The sequence below is a fragment of the Asticcacaulis sp. SL142 genome, from assembly GCF_026625745.1.
Classification (GTDB): Bacteria; Pseudomonadota; Alphaproteobacteria; order Caulobacterales; family Caulobacteraceae; genus Asticcacaulis.
In genome coordinates, this window is sequence record NZ_CP113061.1 from 194,536 (window position 1) to 213,402 (window position 18,867).

Here is an 18,867-nt window from a genome sequence, read left to right on the forward strand (position 1 = left end):
GGTGGTGGTTTTGGCGACAAGCCGCGTGGTGATTTCAAGCCCCGTGGCGACCGTCCTGCTGGTGGTGGTTTCGGCGACAAGCCCCGTGGTGATTTCAAGCCTCGCGGTGATCGCCCCGAAGGTAGCCGACCCTCCTTTGGCGGAAAGCCCTCATTTGGTGGTAAACCTTCTGGTGGTCGTCCGTCTTTCTCCAAGCCAGGCGGTGCGGGCCCCAGATCTTCGGCCCCCCGTTCATCTGGCCCCCGTTTTGACGGGCCTCGTAAGCCCAGAGGCGAATAGGCCTCATGCGGATCGTCGGCGGAGACTTGAAGGGCCGCGCCATAGCGACACCCGAAGGTAAAACGACGCGCCCGACGTCTGATCGGGCGCGGCAGGCCGTGTTCAATATTCTTGAACATGCCGACTGGATGCCTGCCTTATCGGGCCTTCGGGTTATGGATGTGTTCGCAGGCTCCGGCGCGTTGGGGTTTGAGGCCTTGTCGCGCGGGGCGGCCTTTTGCCTGTTTGTTGAAACCGATGATGACGCGCGCGGGGCCATCCGCGAAAATATCGAAGCGTTTGGCAAATTCGGCGTGACCCGCGTGCATAGGCGCGATGCGACCCAATTAGGGATTCGGCCCTCATCTGCGGGCGCGCCCTTTGATCTTGTGTTCCTGGACCCGCCCTACCACAAGGGGTTGGGGGAGGTCGCCCTTACCGAGCTCATCGAAGGTAAATGGGTAAGTGAAAATGCCATCGCTGTGCTCGAAAAAGGGGCCGATGAAGCGACGTTTTTGTCCGAACTGTGGGAAATAATCGACACCCGTAACTATGGTGCGGCGCAGGTTTTCTTCCTGAAACAAAAAATTCTTAATAAATAAATTATTGATAAATATGGCCATTTCAGGCCTGCTTCGCGTCATTGTTGTATAATTGGCGCTAGTGGCAAAATAGCGGCTTGACGCCTTTCCAAATCTATCCCCAATATATGCTTAATGAGGGGTTAAATGCCCGTCATGACCCCCGTCGGGAGCCGGGGGCGGCGCTTTTTTAGGCGTCAAAAGCGAGGTAGGGGGCCATGGGGAGAGACAGGCCGTCCGGCACATACCTTGCAGTACTCGAATAGTACATGCGCATTTTCGCCGATTTTGAACTTAAGTTCTTTTCGGGCCGGAAAACTGCGTCCTAAGTTAAATCACTAAAGGGGTTATGTGATGACTACGCAGACAATGAATATTAACTCGGCAAACATCAACTCGGCGGATACCAAGCCGGTAAAGGGTCGTTCGGACGCCCTTAAGCTGCTGCTGATCGCAGGTTTGAGCGTGCAGGCGTGGGGCGTGCTGATGGGCCTCAGCCTGATTGTGCTGAATATCGCCCGCTAAATTTAACGATTAGTGCTGTTCCGCATCCGACGGTTCGGCTTGAGTTTCCGGCGGCAGTTCGATCACGACATAGCCGCCGGTGACCGAGACTTCGGGCACGTTTTCGCGCGTGAAGGCCAGATAGAAACTGGCGCCTGATTTCGGCTGGATGTCCAGCAAATCGCCCGCGCCGAAATTATCGACGTTCTTGATCCTGCCCACGACGTCGCCGCTGCCATCCCTAGCCTCTAAGCCGATCAGGTCGGCGATGTAGAAATCATCTTCATCTTCGGGTTCGGCAAAGTCCGACCGCGGCACATAGAGCTTAAGCCCTTTAAGCTTATCGGCCTTATCCTTATCATCAATACCTTCGGCGCGCACAACCAGAGCGCCTTTGTGGGCGCGGGCCCCCGTCAGGCTTAGGGCCGGTTCACCCTTGTCATTGCAGAGCGGGTTATATTCCAGCACGCTTAAGGGATCAGCGGTGTAGCTCAACAGCTTGAACTCACCCTTAACGCCGAATGATGCGGCCACCTGAGCGACAAAGATAAGGTCGGATTTTTCGGTCATGAGGATACCCAAAGCGATAAGGCCGGAACATATATTTGCCCCGGCCTTATCGTTATTTAGAGCGGAATGATATAGCTTTGAATCATTCCCTTCAAGCCGCCATTGCGGCGGCGGCCAAGGCGGCGGATGCCGCCGCCCGGCGAGGGAATAAAATAAAGCAATTAAGCTTCGGTCGACTCTTCGGAAGCCGGGGCTTCTTCGGCGGGAGCTTCTTCAACAGCCGGGGCCGGAGCGGCCGCAGCGGCGGCAGCTTCTTCCTTGGCAGCGGCTTCGGCGTCGAGACGGTCCTGCTCACGTTGCGCACGTTCAGCGGCGCGTTCCTGAGCCTTCTTGCCAGGTGTGCCCTTTTGCGGGTTGTTGCCATGTTCCCACTTTACCAGACCTTCTTTGGCCAGGAAGCGTGCGACGCGGTCGGTCGGCTGTGCGCCTTTTTTCAGCCAGTCAGCGATGGCCTCAACCTTAAGCGTCACGCGGGCCTCATTGTCCTTACCCAGCATGGGGTTGTAGGCGCCAACCTTGGCAATGAACTTACCGTCGCGCGGGGCGGCGGCATCAGCGATGACGATGTGGTAGTACGGGCGCTTCTTGGAGCCACCGCGCGACAGACGAATTTTCAACATATGTAAGATCCTTTAGAGAGATAGAGATTTAAAGCGTTTCAGTTATTTCTTTTTCGGGTCGAAGGGGTTGCCCCCACCCAATCCGGGAAGTCCGCCCCCGCCGAGGCCGGGCAGGCCTCCGGTGGGAAGATTAGGAAGTTTGCCAGCGCCCAGTTGCTTAAGCCGCTCCATATCAACGGCGGCGTTTTCACCGATGGCGAGATTGGGGTCGCCTTTGAGGGCCTTACCCATTTGCTGCATCTGAGCCATGTTTGGACCGCCGCCCATGCCCAGCATCTTGGCCATAGCGCCCATGCCGCCACCGCGCCCGCCGGTATTGCGCGCCATCATCTTAAAGGCGTCGGCCATCTGGCGGTGTTGTTTCAAAAGGCGGTTGATTTCGGCGACATCGACACCGGCCCCGGCGGCGACGCGGCGCTTGCGTGAGGCATTGAGGATATCGGGTTTCTTGCGCTCCAGCTTGGTCATGGACGAGATGATCGCCACCTGACGGGCGAACATCTTATCGGACATGTCCAGATCGCTGATCTGCTTCTTAATCTTTTGCACGCCGGGCAGCAGGCCCATGATCCCCTGCATACCCCCCATTTTTTGCATCTGGCCAAGCTGATCGGCCAGATCGTTAAGATCAAACTGGCCCTTGGACAGCTTTTTGGCCATCTGCTCAGCCTTGGCGGCATCGAGCTCCTGGGCGGCCTTTTCGACCAGAGCCACCACATCGCCTTGGCCCAGAATCCGGCCGGCGATACGCTTGGCATCAAAGACATCGAGCGCTTCGATCTTTTCACCGGCACCGAGGAACTTGATGGGCAGTCCGGTCGTCGCGCGCATCGACAGCATGGCCCCGCCGCGCGCATCACCATCGGCGCGGGTCAGGATCAGGCCGGTCAGCGGCAGACGGGCATGGAAGGCTTCCGCCGTGCGCACCGCATCCTGACCGGTCAGGCTATCGGCGACCAGAAACGTCTCTGTCGGCGATGAGATTTTGGCAATCTCAGCCGCCTCGGCCATCAGGGTTTCATCGAGCGTCGTGCGGCCGGCGGTATCGAGGATCAGGACATCAAAGCCCTGAAGCTTGGCTGATTGCAAAGCGCGGCGGGTGATTTCAATCGCGGACTGACCGGCCACGATCGGCAGGACATCGACGCCGACCTGGTCGCCCAGCAATTTCAGTTGCTCCATAGCCGCGGGTCTGCGGGTATCGAGCGAGGCCATCATGACCTTTTTACGATCAAATTTGGATAGGCGCAGCGCCAGCTTGGCGGAAGTCGTGGTCTTACCCGACCCCTGCAGACCGGCCATCAGGATGACCACTGGCGGCACGGCGGCCAGATTGAGCGGTTCCGGCTCTTCGCCGCCCAGCATGTCGATCAGGCCATCATAGACGACCTTGACCACCTGATCGGCGGGTTTGACGGCCTTGATGATCGCTTCGCCGGGTCGCCAGTTCGCGGGCCTTGTCCATAAACTTGCGCACGACCGGCAGGGCGACATCGGCTTCGAGCAGGGCGACCCGCACTTCGCGCAGGGCTTCGTCAACGTCCTTTTCCGAAAGGACGCCACGGCCACTCAGTCGGTCAAACAGTCCCGATAGGCGCTCATTTAAGCTATCAAACATGGTAGAGAGTCAAACCTCAAAATCCTCATATCTGGCACCCGTGATTTTGAACAACAAAAAGACCCCGAGAACGCCACGCGTTGTCGGGGAGCCTTCCCATCCCTGTCCGGTCGCAGTGCCGGGGTCATGATGACGAAGGTTTGTCGTCAAAAGCGCTGGAGGGCGCCAATGTGTCGGGCCTTTTGCGCGTTTTAGTCTTAAGAGTCAAGCCCCGATAGGCTTTAACGCCGCCCGAACAGCTTTTCGATATCCTTGAGTTTTAACTCAACATAGGTCGGGCGGCCGTGATTGCACTGGCCGGAGTGGGGGGTGGCCTCCATCTGGCGCAGCAGGGCGTTCATCTCTTCGCCGGTCAGGCGTCTGCCGGCGCGAACCGAATTACGGCAGGCCATATTACCGCAGATTTCGGCCATGCGTTCTTTGAGCGCCAGCGCTTGGCCGTGTTCGGCGATATCATCGGCCAGATCGCGGATCAGAGCCCCGACATCGCAATCGCCCAACAGGGCAGGGATTTCGCGCACCAATATGGATGATGGCCCAAAGGCTTCGATCGCCAGTCCCATGACATCGAGATCGGCCTGCTTGGTCATCAGGCGCGATACATCGGCGGGTTCCAGATCGACAATTTCCGGGATCAGCAGGCTTTGGCGGGCGACATGGCCCTGCGCCATCGCCGTCTTCATCTGTTCATAGACCAGCCGTTCATGGGCGGCATGCTGATCGACAATGACCAGGCCATCGCTGGTCTGGGCGAGGATATAGGTTTCATGGATCTGCGCGCGCGCCGCGCCCAGCGGATGCTGAGTAGCGGTGTCAGCGGGGGGCGCGGACAACTCAATATCGGCGATAGCTTCGGCCAGTTCGCCGTATTGCGGCACCACATCAGCCTCGACTCGCGCGGATGGCATAAAGGCAGGGGGGGGCATAAAGGCGGCGGGCGTTGGCATATAGTTGGGATGCGGCGCATCAACTGTATAGGCCTGGCGCTGCGGGGCCGGATACTGATATCCCAGGCTGGGCTGAAACGGCGCAATCTGCGGGCGCAAACCGGAAAGCGCCTGATCGGCCACGGTGGTCGCGGCGCGGTGACCGGCAGACGCCAGTGCATGTTTCAACGCGCCAATAATCAAACCGCGCACCAGATTGGGGTCGCGGAAACGCACTTCGGTTTTGGCCGGATGGACGTTAACGTCCAAATCCTGCGGATCGATATCGAGATAAAGCACCGCCATCGGGTGGCGGTCTCTAGCCAGAAAATCGGCATAGGCCCCGCGCAACGCCCCTTGCAGCAGCTTATCGCGCACCGGACGGCCATTGACGAACAGATACTGATGCTGGCCATTGCCGCGTGAAAAGGTCGGCAAACCGGCATAGCCGGTCAGGCGCACCCCTTCGCGGCCCTGATCGATCAGCAGGGAATTGCGTCCGAAATCCTCGCCCAATATGGCCGCCAATCGCTTCAGGCGGCCCTCGAAACCGGCGGTCTCTGGAAACAGGCGCAACTGGCGTTTACCGTCCAGCTCCAGCGTAAAGCCGACATCTTCGTGGGCCATGGCCTGGCGCTTGACCTCTTCGGTAATGGCCATGTTTTCAGCCCGGTCGGTCTTCATAAACTTAAGGCGGGCCGGGGTGGCGTAGAACAGGTCTTTCAGCTCAACCCGCGTGCCATGCGGGCGCGAAAAGGCGGCAGGGCGCAAGGGCGAGATCCGACCGCCATCAACTTCAATGGCAAACGCTGCATCCTGATCGGCGGGTTTGGAAACGATGTTGAGCCGCGCCACCGACCCCATCGAGGGTAAAGCTTCGCCACGAAAGCCAAGGGTCTGGATATGCATCAGGTCCCAGGTGCCATCGGCCTGCGGTTTCAGCTTTGAGGTGGCGTGCCGTTCGACCGCCAGCGGCAGATCGATCTCGGACATGCCGCGTCCATTGTCTTCGATGATTATGCGCGACAAACCGCCCATTTCAGCCTGAATGTCGATGCTGCGGGCCCCGGCATCAATGGCGTTTTCGACCAGTTCCTTGATGGCGGATGACGGGCGCTCGACCACCTCGCCAGCGGCGATGCGGTTGATGGTTTCAACAGGTAAGCGGGCGATGACGGACATGCGAAAGCCTTGATTTTGGCGATCTGCGGCGTTGTCATCGCTTGCAGGTACCATGTGTACCTGCGGCGCTTGACGCCTGGCATCTCATCCAAACTGAAGGCTTTCGGTACGGCGGATTAAAGCCTTGAGTAATCACGATACAGAAACTGGTGAGCATTTTGTAGTGATTCCTTTAAGGTTTCTGGAACACTAGCGCCATGCGGTCGGTCTTGCCGCGGATTTTGACATCAAAGACATTGAGGCTGCGGTCGTCTTCGGGGTGGCTGAGGGCGTCGGAATCAAGCACCAGCTTGAAACCGGCCGAGGTTACGCCCTCAATCACGGTTTGCTTGTCGATGCGGTGGGTGGTGTTAGTATCGCGTAAGCCTGTCCCATCCGGCGCCTTATGGTCGGTAATGATGAAATAGCCGCCGGATTTCATATCCTTGAATAAAGCCGTGTTCATTTTGGTGGCGTCAACCTTCGGATCATTGAAGGTGTCGTGATAAATCATACCCGCAAACACAATATCATAGGGCTTAGCCGGGGCGGGGATGTCGTCAAACGGGGCGACGACCACGGTGATATTGGCCCGTTTTGAGGTCATATAATCAAGGGCGGGCTGAATCTTATAGTTTTCGACCCAACTGGCCGGATTTTGCACAAATACTCTACCGGTCTCGCCGACGGCGGTTGACATCAGCATGGACGTATAGCCGCCACCGGCCCCCAAATCGAGCACAGTATCGCCCGTCTTGAGATAGGGCAGCAGAAACGCCATTTCGGGTTTACGGGCGGCATCGCGTTCTGTGTGCTGAGGCGGTCTGTCGGGGGCTGCCATGGCCGCTTCGGCGGTGACAGTCTGGGCTATCGCGGGGACGCCTGCGATAGGGGCGGTCAAAATAAGGGCTAAGGCAAGGCTTTTATAAAGGCGCATGATTTTTCCTCCTGCGGTCAGGTGGCGGGAGGATAGGCGAGGGCGTCAGGGATGCAAGTTACAACCGCGTTAACAAAAAAGGCGGCCCGTTAAGAGCCGCCTTTTAAATCTTAAAATCCTTGGCCTTACAGGCCCGGTAGCTTGAACTTAGCGTCTTTTTTCTGCTCGATGATGATCGGCTGTTCACCGACCAGCTTGGTCAGGCGTTCCTTTTCAGCGGCGGCATCCAGCGGGGCGACTTCGGCCCCCAGAGCCGCGTTAGAGCCAGCAACCACGTTTGTTTCCGGCTTTTTCCAGAACATGACCGAATCGGAAAACGACTTTTCCTTATAGGTCAGGTCGCCAAATTCATCGTCAACCACATATCGGGCCAGCGGATCGGCGCGGTCAGCGCCGGTTTTTGAGGCAAAAATCTTTTCACCCTCAGAGCGGGTAAAGCCCTGACGCTGGCCCAGCAAAGCTTCGCGGGCCGCACTTTCGGGCTGAAGCTCCTGCGGACGGGGCTCACCGGGCGCGGGCGGGCGCAGGGCGTAATCGGGCGGTACGATCAGCGGAGCCTTGGTGACCACGCGGAATTCATCGGGGGTAACCTTGTTGAGGCCCAGCGCGGACTTGGTGGATTCGCACCCCGTAAGGGCCAGACCCGCCAGCACCGTTAAACCCAAAACGACCTTAACCGACTTCATATTTCGCTCCAGACCTGCCTGTAATGGCGAGGCACCAAAATTATCAAATTTACCGTTACTGTGTTTAAGCGGCTATGCCAAGCCCCCAAAGATCAGGAAACCTAACCGGCAATTAAGCCTTTTTTTCGCCCGTACTTAAGCTTTCGCGTCACTTTCCTTGGTGGTGAACACTTCCCAGATCAGCATGACCACGCCGATCGAAATGCAGGCGTCGGCAATATTGAACACCCACGGGAAATAAAGGCCGGAAAAGTCCAGAAAATCAACCACGGCCCCGAATCGAATACGATCAATCGCGTTACCGATAGCGCCGCCGATAACGAGGCCAAGCGACCAGGCCAGCCACGGACGTTCGGCCTTACGCACCCAGTTGATCAGAAAGATCGAGACCACGATTGAGAACAGCACTAGAAGCCAGCGCCCCAGACCGTCCGCGCCTAACAATCCGAAGCTGACCCCGTCATTCCACACCATGCTGAGGTGAAAGAATGGCAAAACCTCGATCTGCTGCTGCACCGGCAGGTTAATACCGAACAGAATCCAGTGCTTTGAGATCTGATCGAGAATCAGGGCGACGATGGCGACGATCAGACCCAACGCACCATAACGGCTCACACGGCCCTTAAAGCGGGTTTCAATCCCGCTCAATATATCAACCATGTACTTTATCCCAATAGGCAACGGCGTCGGCATCACGGTGCGACAGGTCGGGGTAGCGCGGATCGGTGCCGACTTCGGGCAGGATGCGCCATGAGCGCTGGCACTTTTGACCATGGGCCAGCAGTACCACCACGCTGACGTCTTTCACGTCCTCAAGGCGGAAGGCGTGTTCCGGCCCCATTGAGTTGGACAAAACCGCCTGAGAGGTGCGGAACACCTCAGATGCGTCAATGCCGTCAAAGGCCGCCATCAGCACGTCGTTATCTATATAGACATGGGGCGCGGCTTCTAACGCGGCCCCGATGACCTTTTCACGGCGTTTTTCCTCAAGCGCCCCGGTGACAACATCCAACACATGTTCGATCTTTTCCCAGCGCGTAGCCTCGGCCTCATTGTGCCATTCGGCCGGGACGGGATTGAGCGTGCGGAAGACGTTTTCAGCGGCGTCAGGGTAGCGATAGCTCCACGCTTCTTCGGTGGTGAAGCTCATGATCGGCCCCAGCCACGCCGTCAGGCGCTCAAACAGGATATTGAGTACCGTGCGGGTGGCGCGGCGCTTCACGCTGTCGGGGCGGTCGCAATAGAGGCAATCCTTGCGGATATCGAAATAGAGCGCCGACAGGGTTTGGGAGGCGAAATCCGCGACCGGACGGATGACACCGGCGAAATCATAGGCACCGTAAGCGTCACGCACCTGCGCATCCAGCGCGTGAACGCGGTGCAGGATATAGCGTTCCAGTGACGGCATGTCCTTATAGGCAACCTGTTCGGCCTCGCTGTAGCCGTTGAGCGCGCCCAGCAGATAGCGGATCGAATTGCGCAGCTTACGATAGGCATCTATCGTGGTTTGCAGGATCTGCTTACCGATGCGCAGGTCTTCAGAATAGTCGCTGAGGGCGACCCACAGTCGCAGGATTTCAACACCGGATTCCTTGGCCACGTCCTGGGGGCTGACGACATTGCCCTTGGACTTTGACATCTTCTCGCCCTGTTCATCGAGGACGAAACCGTGGGTCAGGACGCCTTTGAACGGCGCATGACCGCGCGTGCCGCAACTTTCCAAAAGCGACGATTGGAACCAGCCGCGGTGCTGATCCGAGCCTTCGAGATAGAGGTCAGCAGGGCTACGCGTGTTTTCGCGGCCCTCCAGCGTAAAGGCGTGGGTCGAGCCGGAATCGAACCAGACATCGAGGATATCCGTGATCTTTTCATAGTCGTCCGGATTATAGCCGTTACCCAAAAACTCGGCGTCGGGCAGGGTAAACCAGGCATCGGCTCCGCCGTCGCGGATGCGGTCGATAATGCGTTTATTGACGGCTTCGTCGCGCAGCGGTTCGCCAGTCTTTTTGTCCACATACATGGCCAGCGGCGTGCCCCAGTTGCGCTGACGGCTAATCAACCAGTCAGGGCGGGTCTCGACCATCGAGCGGATACGGTTTTTGCCCTGTGCGGGGTAGAAGGCGATTTGGTCGATGGCGGTGAGGGCGGTCTGGCGGAGTGTTTGCCCTTTCACGTCTTGGTCATTAGGCAGCACATTTGGGTTGTAAGACCGGATTGAACCGGCTTCAAAATTTTTACTTCCAATAGACACATCACCACGTCGATCCATTTTTATGAACCACTGCGGCGTATTGCGGAAGATAACCGGAGCCTTAGAGCGCCACGAATGGGGATAGGAATGCTCGACTCGCCCGCGCGCCAAAAGGTTGCCCGTTTCGATCAGTTTCTCCATGACGATCTTATTGGCGTCACCGAACTTACCGGCTTTCTTGCCTTCGGTTTCTAGAACTTTAAGGCCTGCAAACAGCGGTACGTGGGAGTAATAAGCACCGTCAGGGTCAACGGTATTAGGAATTGTGATGTCAATATTTTTGCTGGAAAGATTCTGAGTGTTTCCTAACCAAACTTGATAGTCATCCGCACCGTGCCCGGGGGCTGTATGCACAAAGCCTGTACCGGCATCGTCGGTGACGTGATCGCCTGCCAGCATCGGCACATTGAAGCCATATCCATCATCAAGTTCAGCTAGCGGGTGGGAGAGGATGATGCTGCTTATAAAGCTAGCATCAAGTGTTTCAAGTTTGATGAAGCTTGTAGCATTTGCAGCTTTCAGTACATCTTCTGCCAGCTTTTCCGCTAACACTAATTGATCGCCAGTGCTGACCCAAGGTTTGAAGCCGAGTGTTTCTTCGGAAGCCACTTCGGTGATTTTGTAAAGACCGTAGGCGACTTTCGGGTTGAAGCTGACAGCGCGGTTGGCTGGAATTGTCCAAGGGGTAGTCGTCCAGATCACCACAGATGCATCTTTTATGCTGTCATGAAATTCCGTGAAGTTGCGGTTCTTATTCCGAGATGCCTCAACGGTAGATTCCCAAAAAATTCCATCACTGAATATAGCCCCACGTACCGGGAATTTCACCCATACGGTCGGGCTGACATGGTCGGCATATTCGACCTCGGCATCGGCCAGGGCGGTGCGCTCGACCGGCGACCACATGACGGGTTTTGAGCCGCGATAAAGCTGCCCCGACATCATAAATTTGTGGAATTCTTCGGTCACCTTAGCTTCGGTATCGAAGTCCATGGTCGCATAGCGGTTGTCCCAGTCGCCTAAGCCGCCCAGACGCTTGAACTCTTCGCGCTGAATGTCGATCCATTTGGCGGCATATTCGCGGCAGGCCTTACGGAACTCAGCCGCCGGCACATCGCCTTTCTTGCGGCCCTTGGCGCGGAATTCCTCTTCGATCTTCCATTCGATCGGCAGGCCATGACAGTCCCAGCCTGGAACGTAATCAACGTCATAGCCCATCAGGAACTTTGAGCGAACCACGAAATCCTTCAGCAGTTTATTGAGCGCATGACCGATATGGATATTGCCGTTGGCATAGGGCGGACCGTCGTGCATGACAAACAAAGGCGCGTTCTTGGCCTGACGGGCCTTGCGCACTTCGTTATAGAGGTCGGCCTCAGCCCATTTTTTGAGCATCTCCGGCTCGGCCTTGGGCAGGCCGCCACGCATCGGAAAGTCGGTTTCGGGCAGGAACACCGTTTCGCGATAATCGCGTGCGGTAGTTTCAGTCGTCGTGTCAGTTTCGGAAGCCATTGGGGTAATCTCATCAGGCCGGGTTACGCGGGCGCACAGGGCATCGCACCGGCAAAAAACATGGCCTCAGCGTTTATCAGAGCGAACTTTGATTGCCTAGCGCTTTCGGGGAGTTATCTGACGCTCATGGCGTTATATTCGCACTCATATCCGGCCAAAGATGGAGACGCAGCTGGCGTGCCAAATGACGCGCAGTCTTGTCGCGGTGCAAAAATCGCACTGAACAAAAGCCACCACATAGCGGCACAAAACGCGATGATGCTCAAAAACCCATAGCCTCTGATCGACATGGCTTTTGCCTTTTTATGTTCCGAACCCTGTACTTTATTGACCTACTCTCTCATGAGGCGACTAAACCGTCTATCGGGCATCGGCATATTCCTCTCATGTGAGGTACTTATTTAGGTACAAGGATGTGGATAAATAAGGGCGAAACCGTGTACGTCTAACGAATGTGATAGCTAATCACCGCTATGTTATTAGGTCGTGTGTCTCGTGTCGACAATGCAACTCAAAATGAGTCTGCTAAGGCTGTGTTCGCAGTTGCGGTAGTGTTACTTAGACGGGGGCGCACTTAACCACGTCTTTGCCTGATCTGTGTCGGTCGCGATTTGCGCCTTAAGCTCATCCAGCGATGAGAACTTCATGTCGGAACGCAGATAGTGCAGCAGTTCGACCTCGATCGTCTGGCCGTAAACCTCATGGTGCAGGTCAAATACATAGGTCTCAAACCGCTCGCTTAAACCCTCAGCGATCGTCGGACGGCGCCCCAGATTGGTGACCGAGCCCAACACCTGCCCATCCTCAAAACGGGTGCGGGTGACATAGACCCCGTATTTCGGTCGGACATAATCGCCTAAATCAACATTCAGGGTTGGAAAGCCAAGCGTCCGGCCGATCTGATCGCCCTTGATGACCGTGCCCATATAGGCCTGCGGGTGGCCCAATATGGTGGTGGCGCGCGCAAAATCCCCCGCCTGCAAAGCCTCACGCACGGCAGACGACGACAACTTATTACCGTCGGCGTCGTCCTGGCGATCCAGAATGGTGGTCGTAAAACCGAACTGCGTTCCAAACGCGACCAGATCATCGGCTTTACCTGCCGGCTGATTCGGGCCGCGCTTGCCGAAGCTGAAATCAAACCCGGCACTGACGTGTGAGGCCCGGAGTTGCTCATGTAGGATAATGCGCGCAAAGTCCTCAGCGCTCAAAGCCTGCAGGTTCGTATCGAAGTCGCAGATCAGCGCATAGTCCGCCCCCAAAGCCTCATAGGCGCGTAACTGCTGCGGGACATGCATCAGGCGAAACGGTTCGGCCTCAATGCCTCTGAGGTTTTGGAAATACTGCTGCGGGTGGGGATCGAAGCTGATGACCGCACTTTTGTGGCCGCGGATATGGGCGGTGTCGGTGGCCGCGGCAATCACGCTGTGGTGGCCTTCGTGCACGCCGTCAAAGCTGCCGATCGCCACACACAGGTGCGGCGGAATGCCTTCGCCCAAGAAACCTATACCTCGTGCCGGTTCATTGATGGCATAGGCCTCAAGCTGGCCCTGCGCATTGAGCCGCAGATGAAAGGCTTTGATATGATGGGCGGTGAACGGGGACACGTTTTACTGCGCTGGTTTCTTGGGGGCGATGACTTCGGCCACACCGTCGACAAAGACTTTACCGCGCACCCTGACCGTGGTCTGAAGCTGGACGTGGGCGGTTTTCAGGTTGATGTCCTTGACGCGGATATGGACGGTGGCCTCATCACCCGGACGGATGGCGCGCTTAAAACTCAGGGTCTGGCCGACATATATAGTACCCCAGCCCGGCAAGCCGCCCGCAACCGTCGCGGAAATATAGGCCCCGGCCAGCATACCGTGGGCGACCTTACCCTTGAAAGGTGAGGCCGCCGCATAGGCTTCATCGACATGGATCGGGTTATGATCGTTTGATACCTCGGCAAACGCGGCGATCACCGCGTCGGTGACGTGAAAGACACGGCTGACTTCCTGATCGATCATCAGGTCTTCGAGGTACACAGTGTGGGCGGAATCGGACATATGGGCTACAGGCTTAAGAGAATGAGCGTCACCGTTATTATGTGACGGGGCCAAATGCCAAATCTTTTTGCGATTTCATCCTTGAAATTATGTCCCAAACTGACAAAAAAATTTTGCATCTGTCCCAAAATTTCACCATAATCGTGGTTAATTTAAGGTATATCATTGTTTTTAAACGATAAAATTAAAATTGGTTCTTAACTGAATTTTTGTCTGTCTTTGTCATGATGGCCCTGTCTTCAAATGAAGGGCGTCGCGTGTTGCGGGCCCAAATAATAGGTGGGGCGTTTACATGGCCATCGATATGTCCATGCCGGTTCTGGTCGTAGATGATTACAAAACCATGCTACGGATCATTTCCAACCTGCTCAAGCAATTGGGCTTTGAAAATGTCGAAGAAGCTTCGGACGGCACCGAAGCCCTCGATAAAATGAAAAAAGGCTCCTATGGTTTGGTCATTTCCGACTGGAACATGGAACCGATGACCGGCTACGAACTGTTGCTGAAGGTCCGCGCGGACGATTCGCTTAAGCGCACGCCCTTCATCATGGTTACGGCTGAGTCCAAGACGGAAAACGTGATTGCGGCGAAAAAAGCTGGTGTGAACAACTATATTGTTAAGCCGTTTAACGCTGCCACTCTGAAGCAAAAGATAACCGCCGTTCTCGGTGATTTTTGATTGGGCGATAATGCCTTAGATTTCTTCAGTAGCCTTAAACTATTAAAATAACAGGTTTACAAATGGCCCAGGCATCACAAAAGGCAGAGACTGACATGGACGGGTTCGATCCCGCTCTGGTTCAGGAACTTGAGCCTAAGCTTATCAATCTGATGCAGCAATCCGAAGCGCTGGTCGCTTTGATGCGCGGCTTTTTCCAAAAGCTTGATAAACGTCGCTCTGATGAATTCAAAATCATCGCCGGCTATATCGGCAAGGCTAAGGAAGAGATTCGTGAGCTGCGGCCTTACGACCTGTCGCAGGAACGTATCCCCACCGCCGGGGCCGAGCTTGAGGCTATCACCCGAGATACAGAAAACGCTACCCACACGATCATGAACTGCGCCGAAGCCATGATGGGCTATTCGATCAAGGACTTTGATGGTGATGCCGCGGCCTATAAGGCGGCGGTCGATGATCAGGTCATGATGATTTTTGAGGCCTGCAGCTTTCAGGATATCACCGGTCAGCGCGTCTCTAAGGTCGTCAATGTCTTAAAGCAAATCGAAGACCGCGTCACGCGTCTGGCCGATAAGCTGGGCATTGAAGACAAGAGCGTTGAACTGACTGAGCGTGAAAAGCGCGACCGTGATCTTCTGCTCAATGGTCCGGCGATTGGCGGCCCCGAAACCGGACAGGACTCAATCGATGCCCTGTTTGACGGTGGTTTTGACAGCTTTGATCAGGTTGAGGCGGCCCCTGCACCTGTGGTCGAGGCGCCAACTCCAGCACCCGTCGAGGTGCCTGTGCCTGAAGTTAAGGCCCCTGAAATTAAAGCGCCAGAGCCAACACCGGCACCTCAGCCCGCACCCAAACCTGCGCCAGTAACGCCTCAACCCGCTCCGGCTCCGGTGGCCAAAGCGCCAGAGCCTAAGCCCGCGCCCCAACCGGCTCCGAAGCCTGCACCGCCTGCACCAGCCCCCGCGGCGGCCGCGGAAACCAATTCTCAGGACGATATCGACTCATTGTTCGACATGAGCCCCGAAGACCTGAATAAGACCAACTCACAGGACGATATCGACGCCCTGTTTGACTAAAGACAAGCGCATTGGCTTCGCCGAACTTCGTTTCCAAAAAGTGTAACGCGGTTTTTGGACTCAGATGCGCGTAAAAAATAAGCAGAATAATCAGACGAAGATCTGGTGATGGTGAAAAACCGGCCGCGAAATCCCCTCGCGGCCGGTTTTTATTGATTTAGGCCAGTTCTGCCGCCACATACTTCGCCTGGGCGTTCTGCGATTGCAGCACGGCGGTCAGAAGATGCGGATCAAGCTTACCGTCAGCGCCGGTGGCCTCAACCGCGTGGATACCGGCGGCGATAAACAGCAGATCAAGCCCTTGCGCATTGGCCCCCAGCACATCGGTCGGAAGACCGTCGCCAATGGCCAGAATGCGTGATTTATCAATCGCTTTGCCGGTCAGGTTTTCGAGCGCGGCATAACACAGGTCATAGATCGGCGGGTAGGGCTTACCGGCCATGATGACCTCACCGCCCAGTGCCGTATAAAGATCGGCCAGCGATCCGGCGCACAGGATGATCTTATCGCCGCGCTGAACGATGCGGTCAGGATTGGCGCAGATCAGCGGAATACCGCGTTTGGCGGCGATCTCGAAATCGGGGCGGTACTGCTCCAGAGTGTCGTTTTCATCGTCATAAAGGCCGGTGCAACTGATAAAGGCTGCGGTTTGCGGTGTGCCTCTGTCATCAAGGTCAAGGCCGTCATAGAGGTTGGCGTCACGGGCGGGGCCTACGATCCAGGCTGAACCGAGCGGCGCATATTGGCTTAGGAAAGCGCGGGTGGCATCGCCGGAGGAGACGATGGCGCTGTAGGCATCCTCAAACACGCCGAGTTCAGCCAGTTGTGCGGCCAGCCCGTCATTAGGACGCGGCGAATTGGAAATCAGCACCACCGGCCCGACCGTGGCCTTGAAGGTTTTTAGTGCCGCATAGGCTGCCGGGAAATGCCACTTGCCGTTATGGATCACCCCCCAGATATCGCAAAATAAAGCGTCATAACGACCGGAGATCGAGGCAAGGGATGTCATCAATTCAGGGGAGGGCATTTATCGGTACCTTTTTACACATGTGGCTGTATTGCGCGTGTTCGAGAGCGCAATGGTCGGTTTGAAAAATGATCCTAAGATCGTGAATGATCCTATCAAATACAGGGAGAATATGAAAAATGTAACCGGTAAAGAGCGGTGGAGGGGGGCTATGCGCAGCTATAAAATACGAGCAAATAATCTGGACTTTACCGTTGATGAAACCGGTGAAGGGGAAGATGTCATGTTGTTGTTACATGGGTTTCCACAAAGCCGTTTGGCGTGGACGCCCCTTATGTCGTCATTAGCTACGACTGGCTGGAGAATCGTCGCGCCGGATATGCGAGGTTATGGAGATACAGAACGCCCATCACGTCTTAAGGATTATCGCATTGAGGCCTTGACCAGGGATGTTGTAGGGCTATTTGATGCCCTGAAGGCAAGGCGCCGTATTGTGATTGGCCATGACTGGGGCGGTGTTATTGCATGGCGTACAGCCATAGATCATGCAGATAAAATTAACGGTCTGGTGGTCATTAATGCGCCGCATCCCATTGTGTTTGATACCTTGCTAAAATCGGGCCTGAAACAGAGGTTGAGATCACTCTACGTTTTGTTCTTCCTTTTACCTTTGCTGCCGGAATGGCATGTGACGCGCCGGAAAGGAAAGGGGTTGATGGAAACCTTGGGGCGTCAGTCATCTGCATTTAGTGGTGAGGCTCTGGCGGTATATGCGCGTAATATATGCCAGCCCGGTGCCGCGACGGCGATGATCAACTATTACCGGGCGAATATGACGCGATTGGTAGCGCCTTATATGCATAAACCTTTACAGGTGCCGGTACAGATGGTTTGGGGGATGAATGATCCATTCCTTGACCGCGCCCTAACGGATGGGAATGAAGCCTTGGTGGCGGACTTCACTTTGGCATCGTTGGAGGGCATTTCCCATTGGGTGCTGGAAGAAGCGCCCGACAGAGTTGTGGATGCTATTCACCAGTGGGCGCGCGAAAAGGGTCTGCTGTGAACGGCTCTAAGCCCGGCGGCGCAACGGCGGCAGGGTTGAGCGGGCATAACCGGCGGGTGGTGCGGTTTCAAGCAGCACCTGCTCCTTGATGGCGCGTGGCTCACCAAACAAATGACCCTGACCATAGCCGATATCGGCTTCGAGCACGTCAACGACCTGCCGCTCAGACTCGATCTTTTCGGCAATAACTTCGATGCCGTAACGCGCCAGCAGCGACGCATAATCACCGGCGTGAATATCTTTGAGGAACTTCATGGCCGGGCGGCCGTCGATGTCGAGCAGTTGCTCCATCAACAGCTTGGCCGAAATCTTGACGAAGCGTACGTCTGAGCGTTGCAGGTCATGAACGTCGAAATCAATCGTCGTGACCTTATCGATCGAGAAGCGGAAACCGAGATCAGCCAGCTTGGCCATATTGCGGGCTTCGGCTGACCCGCGGGCAATAAAGGCGTCCTGACCCAGTTCAAAAATCAGCGCGCCGGACAGGTCTCTGTTTTCCTTAAGGAACTCCAGAAACTGCGGGAAAAAGCTGTCGTCACGCAGGGTCGAGAGCGAGATATTGCAGAAAATGCCAATACGTCGGTCGTTCTTGGCCAGCTTTCGCACAATCTGCACGCACCGGAACAGCAACAGATTGTCGATCGACGGCAGTAAGCCTTCGGGTTCAGCCACGGTCAGATATTCCGCCGGCATCATCACGCGGCCGGTCTCATCGCGCAGACGGGAAAAGCTTTCGTAAAACACCGTCTTGCGCTGTGGCAGGGACACGACCGGTTGCAGATAGAGATCAACACGGTTCTCAATCAGGGCTTCGCGCACGGTCTCAATAAGAGCAATGGCTTGCTGTTCCTGACGCGACATCTGGCGCACGGCCTCGGCGGCGTTCGGACCGCGCGCATAGCTTGGCTGCGCGGGTGCCGGTGTGCGGCTTTGCCATTCGTTCAGGCGATCTTCGATGCTTTCGCCGAGCTTAAGCACCAGCCCTTCCAGCATCTTAACCTCAGATGTCAATTCTTCGGTGCGGGTGGTGCGCTGATGCTGCACGCTGTCGGCCAGATCGATCATGTCTTTTTGGGTGGCGTCAATGGCTTCGATCATCAGGCGGTGCGCTTCGCGTACCCGGTCGATATCTTTGTCGATGCGCGCGGCCATCAGCTTTTGGCCGACAAACACATGGAACCCGGTACACAGGCCCATAGTGCCCAGAAACGCCGCCACGCACGCACCGCCGTCTGAGCCGCCGCGCCACAACAGGGCGGCTACCGTCAGCGACAGAAAGATGTAGGTGCCCATCAATAGGGCAGGGGTGGCTCTGGCCATGAATGCGTGGTCCTGAAGAATCACTAATACGCGTAGAGCGCACTATGGGGTGATTTTCCTCTGACGCAAAGCGCGGCGTTAACTTTT

Annotated in this window: 16 protein-coding genes and 1 pseudogene; 5 read left to right on the plus strand and 12 right to left on the minus strand. The window is 56.2% G+C overall.

Annotated features, from left to right (window positions below; all coding sequences use genetic code 11):
- Positions 1 to 284: 284 nt before the first annotated feature.
- Both rsmD and OVA03_RS00875 read left to right on the plus strand, forming a co-directional pair.
- The gene (rsmD, locus tag OVA03_RS00870) at positions 285 to 860 is read left to right on the plus strand and encodes a 16S rRNA (guanine(966)-N(2))-methyltransferase RsmD (protein ID WP_267526350.1); all 576 of its coding nucleotides are present in this window, start codon (positions 285 to 287) and stop codon (positions 858 to 860) included.
- Between the two features lie 333 nt (positions 861 to 1,193).
- On the plus strand, positions 1,194 to 1,364 hold the full coding sequence (locus OVA03_RS00875; protein ID WP_189488446.1) for a hypothetical protein: 171 nt from the start codon (positions 1,194 to 1,196) through the stop codon (positions 1,362 to 1,364).
- A 9-nt stretch (positions 1,365 to 1,373) separates the two neighbouring features.
- Here the strand turns inward: OVA03_RS00875 and rimM are convergent, their stop codons facing one another.
- The 10 genes and pseudogenes from rimM to OVA03_RS00925 form a co-directional block, all read right to left on the minus strand.
- Positions 1,374 to 1,913 carry a ribosome maturation factor RimM gene (gene rimM, locus OVA03_RS00880; RefSeq protein WP_267526351.1) on the minus strand — a complete coding sequence of 180 codons (540 nt, stop codon included), beginning with the start codon at positions 1,911 to 1,913 and terminating at the stop codon, positions 1,374 to 1,376.
- Positions 1,914 to 2,074: 161 nt separating this feature from the next.
- The gene (rpsP, locus tag OVA03_RS00885; protein WP_267526352.1) at positions 2,075 to 2,533 is read right to left on the minus strand and encodes a 30S ribosomal protein S16; all 459 of its coding nucleotides are present in this window, start codon (positions 2,531 to 2,533) and stop codon (positions 2,075 to 2,077) included.
- 42 nt (positions 2,534 to 2,575) lie between these two features.
- Positions 2,576 to 4,151, minus strand: a pseudogene (ffh, locus tag OVA03_RS00890) (signal recognition particle protein).
- 221 nt (positions 4,152 to 4,372) lie between these two features.
- Positions 4,373 to 6,259, minus strand: a complete 1,887-nt coding sequence (mutL, locus tag OVA03_RS00895; RefSeq protein ID WP_267526353.1) for a DNA mismatch repair endonuclease MutL — start codon at positions 6,257 to 6,259, stop codon at positions 4,373 to 4,375.
- Between the two features lie 172 nt (positions 6,260 to 6,431).
- A complete protein-coding gene (locus OVA03_RS00900; RefSeq protein WP_267526354.1) occupies positions 6,432 to 7,175 on the minus strand; it encodes a class I SAM-dependent methyltransferase in 744 nt (247 codons plus the stop codon).
- Between the two features lie 125 nt (positions 7,176 to 7,300).
- Entirely contained in the window at positions 7,301 to 7,861 is a 561-nt protein-coding gene (locus OVA03_RS00905; RefSeq protein WP_267526355.1) for a DUF3035 domain-containing protein, read from the minus strand.
- Positions 7,862 to 7,996: 135 nt separating this feature from the next.
- Positions 7,997 to 8,521: a signal peptidase II gene (gene lspA, locus OVA03_RS00910; protein ID WP_267526356.1), complete on the minus strand. Its 525-nt coding sequence runs from the start codon at positions 8,519 to 8,521 to the stop codon at positions 7,997 to 7,999.
- On the minus strand, positions 8,514 to 11,624 hold the full coding sequence (gene ileS, locus OVA03_RS00915; RefSeq protein WP_267526357.1) for an isoleucine--tRNA ligase: 3,111 nt from the start codon (positions 11,622 to 11,624) through the stop codon (positions 8,514 to 8,516). Before ileS ends, lspA begins: the two co-directional genes overlap by 8 nt.
- Before the next feature lie 554 nt (positions 11,625 to 12,178).
- On the minus strand, positions 12,179 to 13,231 hold the full coding sequence (ribF, locus tag OVA03_RS00920; protein ID WP_267526358.1) for a riboflavin biosynthesis protein RibF: 1,053 nt from the start codon (positions 13,229 to 13,231) through the stop codon (positions 12,179 to 12,181).
- Positions 13,232 to 13,234: 3 nt separating this feature from the next.
- Positions 13,235 to 13,672, minus strand: coding sequence for a MaoC family dehydratase (locus tag OVA03_RS00925; protein ID WP_267526359.1), 438 nt, complete (start codon positions 13,670 to 13,672; stop codon positions 13,235 to 13,237).
- Between the two features lie 298 nt (positions 13,673 to 13,970).
- Here OVA03_RS00925 and OVA03_RS00930 point away from each other — a divergent pair, with 298 nt between their 5' ends.
- A complete protein-coding gene (locus OVA03_RS00930; RefSeq protein WP_367891446.1) occupies positions 13,971 to 14,351 on the plus strand; it encodes a response regulator in 381 nt (126 codons plus the stop codon).
- Positions 14,352 to 14,413: 62 nt separating this feature from the next.
- Entirely contained in the window at positions 14,414 to 15,427 is a 1,014-nt protein-coding gene (locus OVA03_RS00935; protein WP_267526361.1) for a protein phosphatase CheZ, read from the plus strand.
- A gap of 157 nt (positions 15,428 to 15,584) precedes the next feature.
- Here the strand turns inward: OVA03_RS00935 and OVA03_RS00940 are convergent, their stop codons facing one another.
- Entirely contained in the window at positions 15,585 to 16,454 is an 870-nt protein-coding gene (locus OVA03_RS00940; protein ID WP_267526362.1) for a TIGR01459 family HAD-type hydrolase, read from the minus strand.
- Positions 16,455 to 16,506: 52 nt separating this feature from the next.
- Between OVA03_RS00940 and OVA03_RS00945 the strand changes: the two genes are divergently transcribed.
- Positions 16,507 to 17,460 carry an alpha/beta fold hydrolase gene (locus tag OVA03_RS00945; protein ID WP_267526363.1) on the plus strand — a complete coding sequence of 318 codons (954 nt, stop codon included), beginning with the start codon at positions 16,507 to 16,509 and terminating at the stop codon, positions 17,458 to 17,460.
- A 6-nt stretch (positions 17,461 to 17,466) separates the two neighbouring features.
- Here the strand turns inward: OVA03_RS00945 and OVA03_RS00950 are convergent, their stop codons facing one another.
- Positions 17,467 to 18,780 (minus strand): EAL domain-containing protein, encoded by a 1,314-nt coding sequence (locus OVA03_RS00950; protein WP_267526364.1) that lies wholly within the window; start codon positions 18,778 to 18,780, stop codon positions 17,467 to 17,469.
- Positions 18,781 to 18,867: the final 87 nt, after the last annotated feature.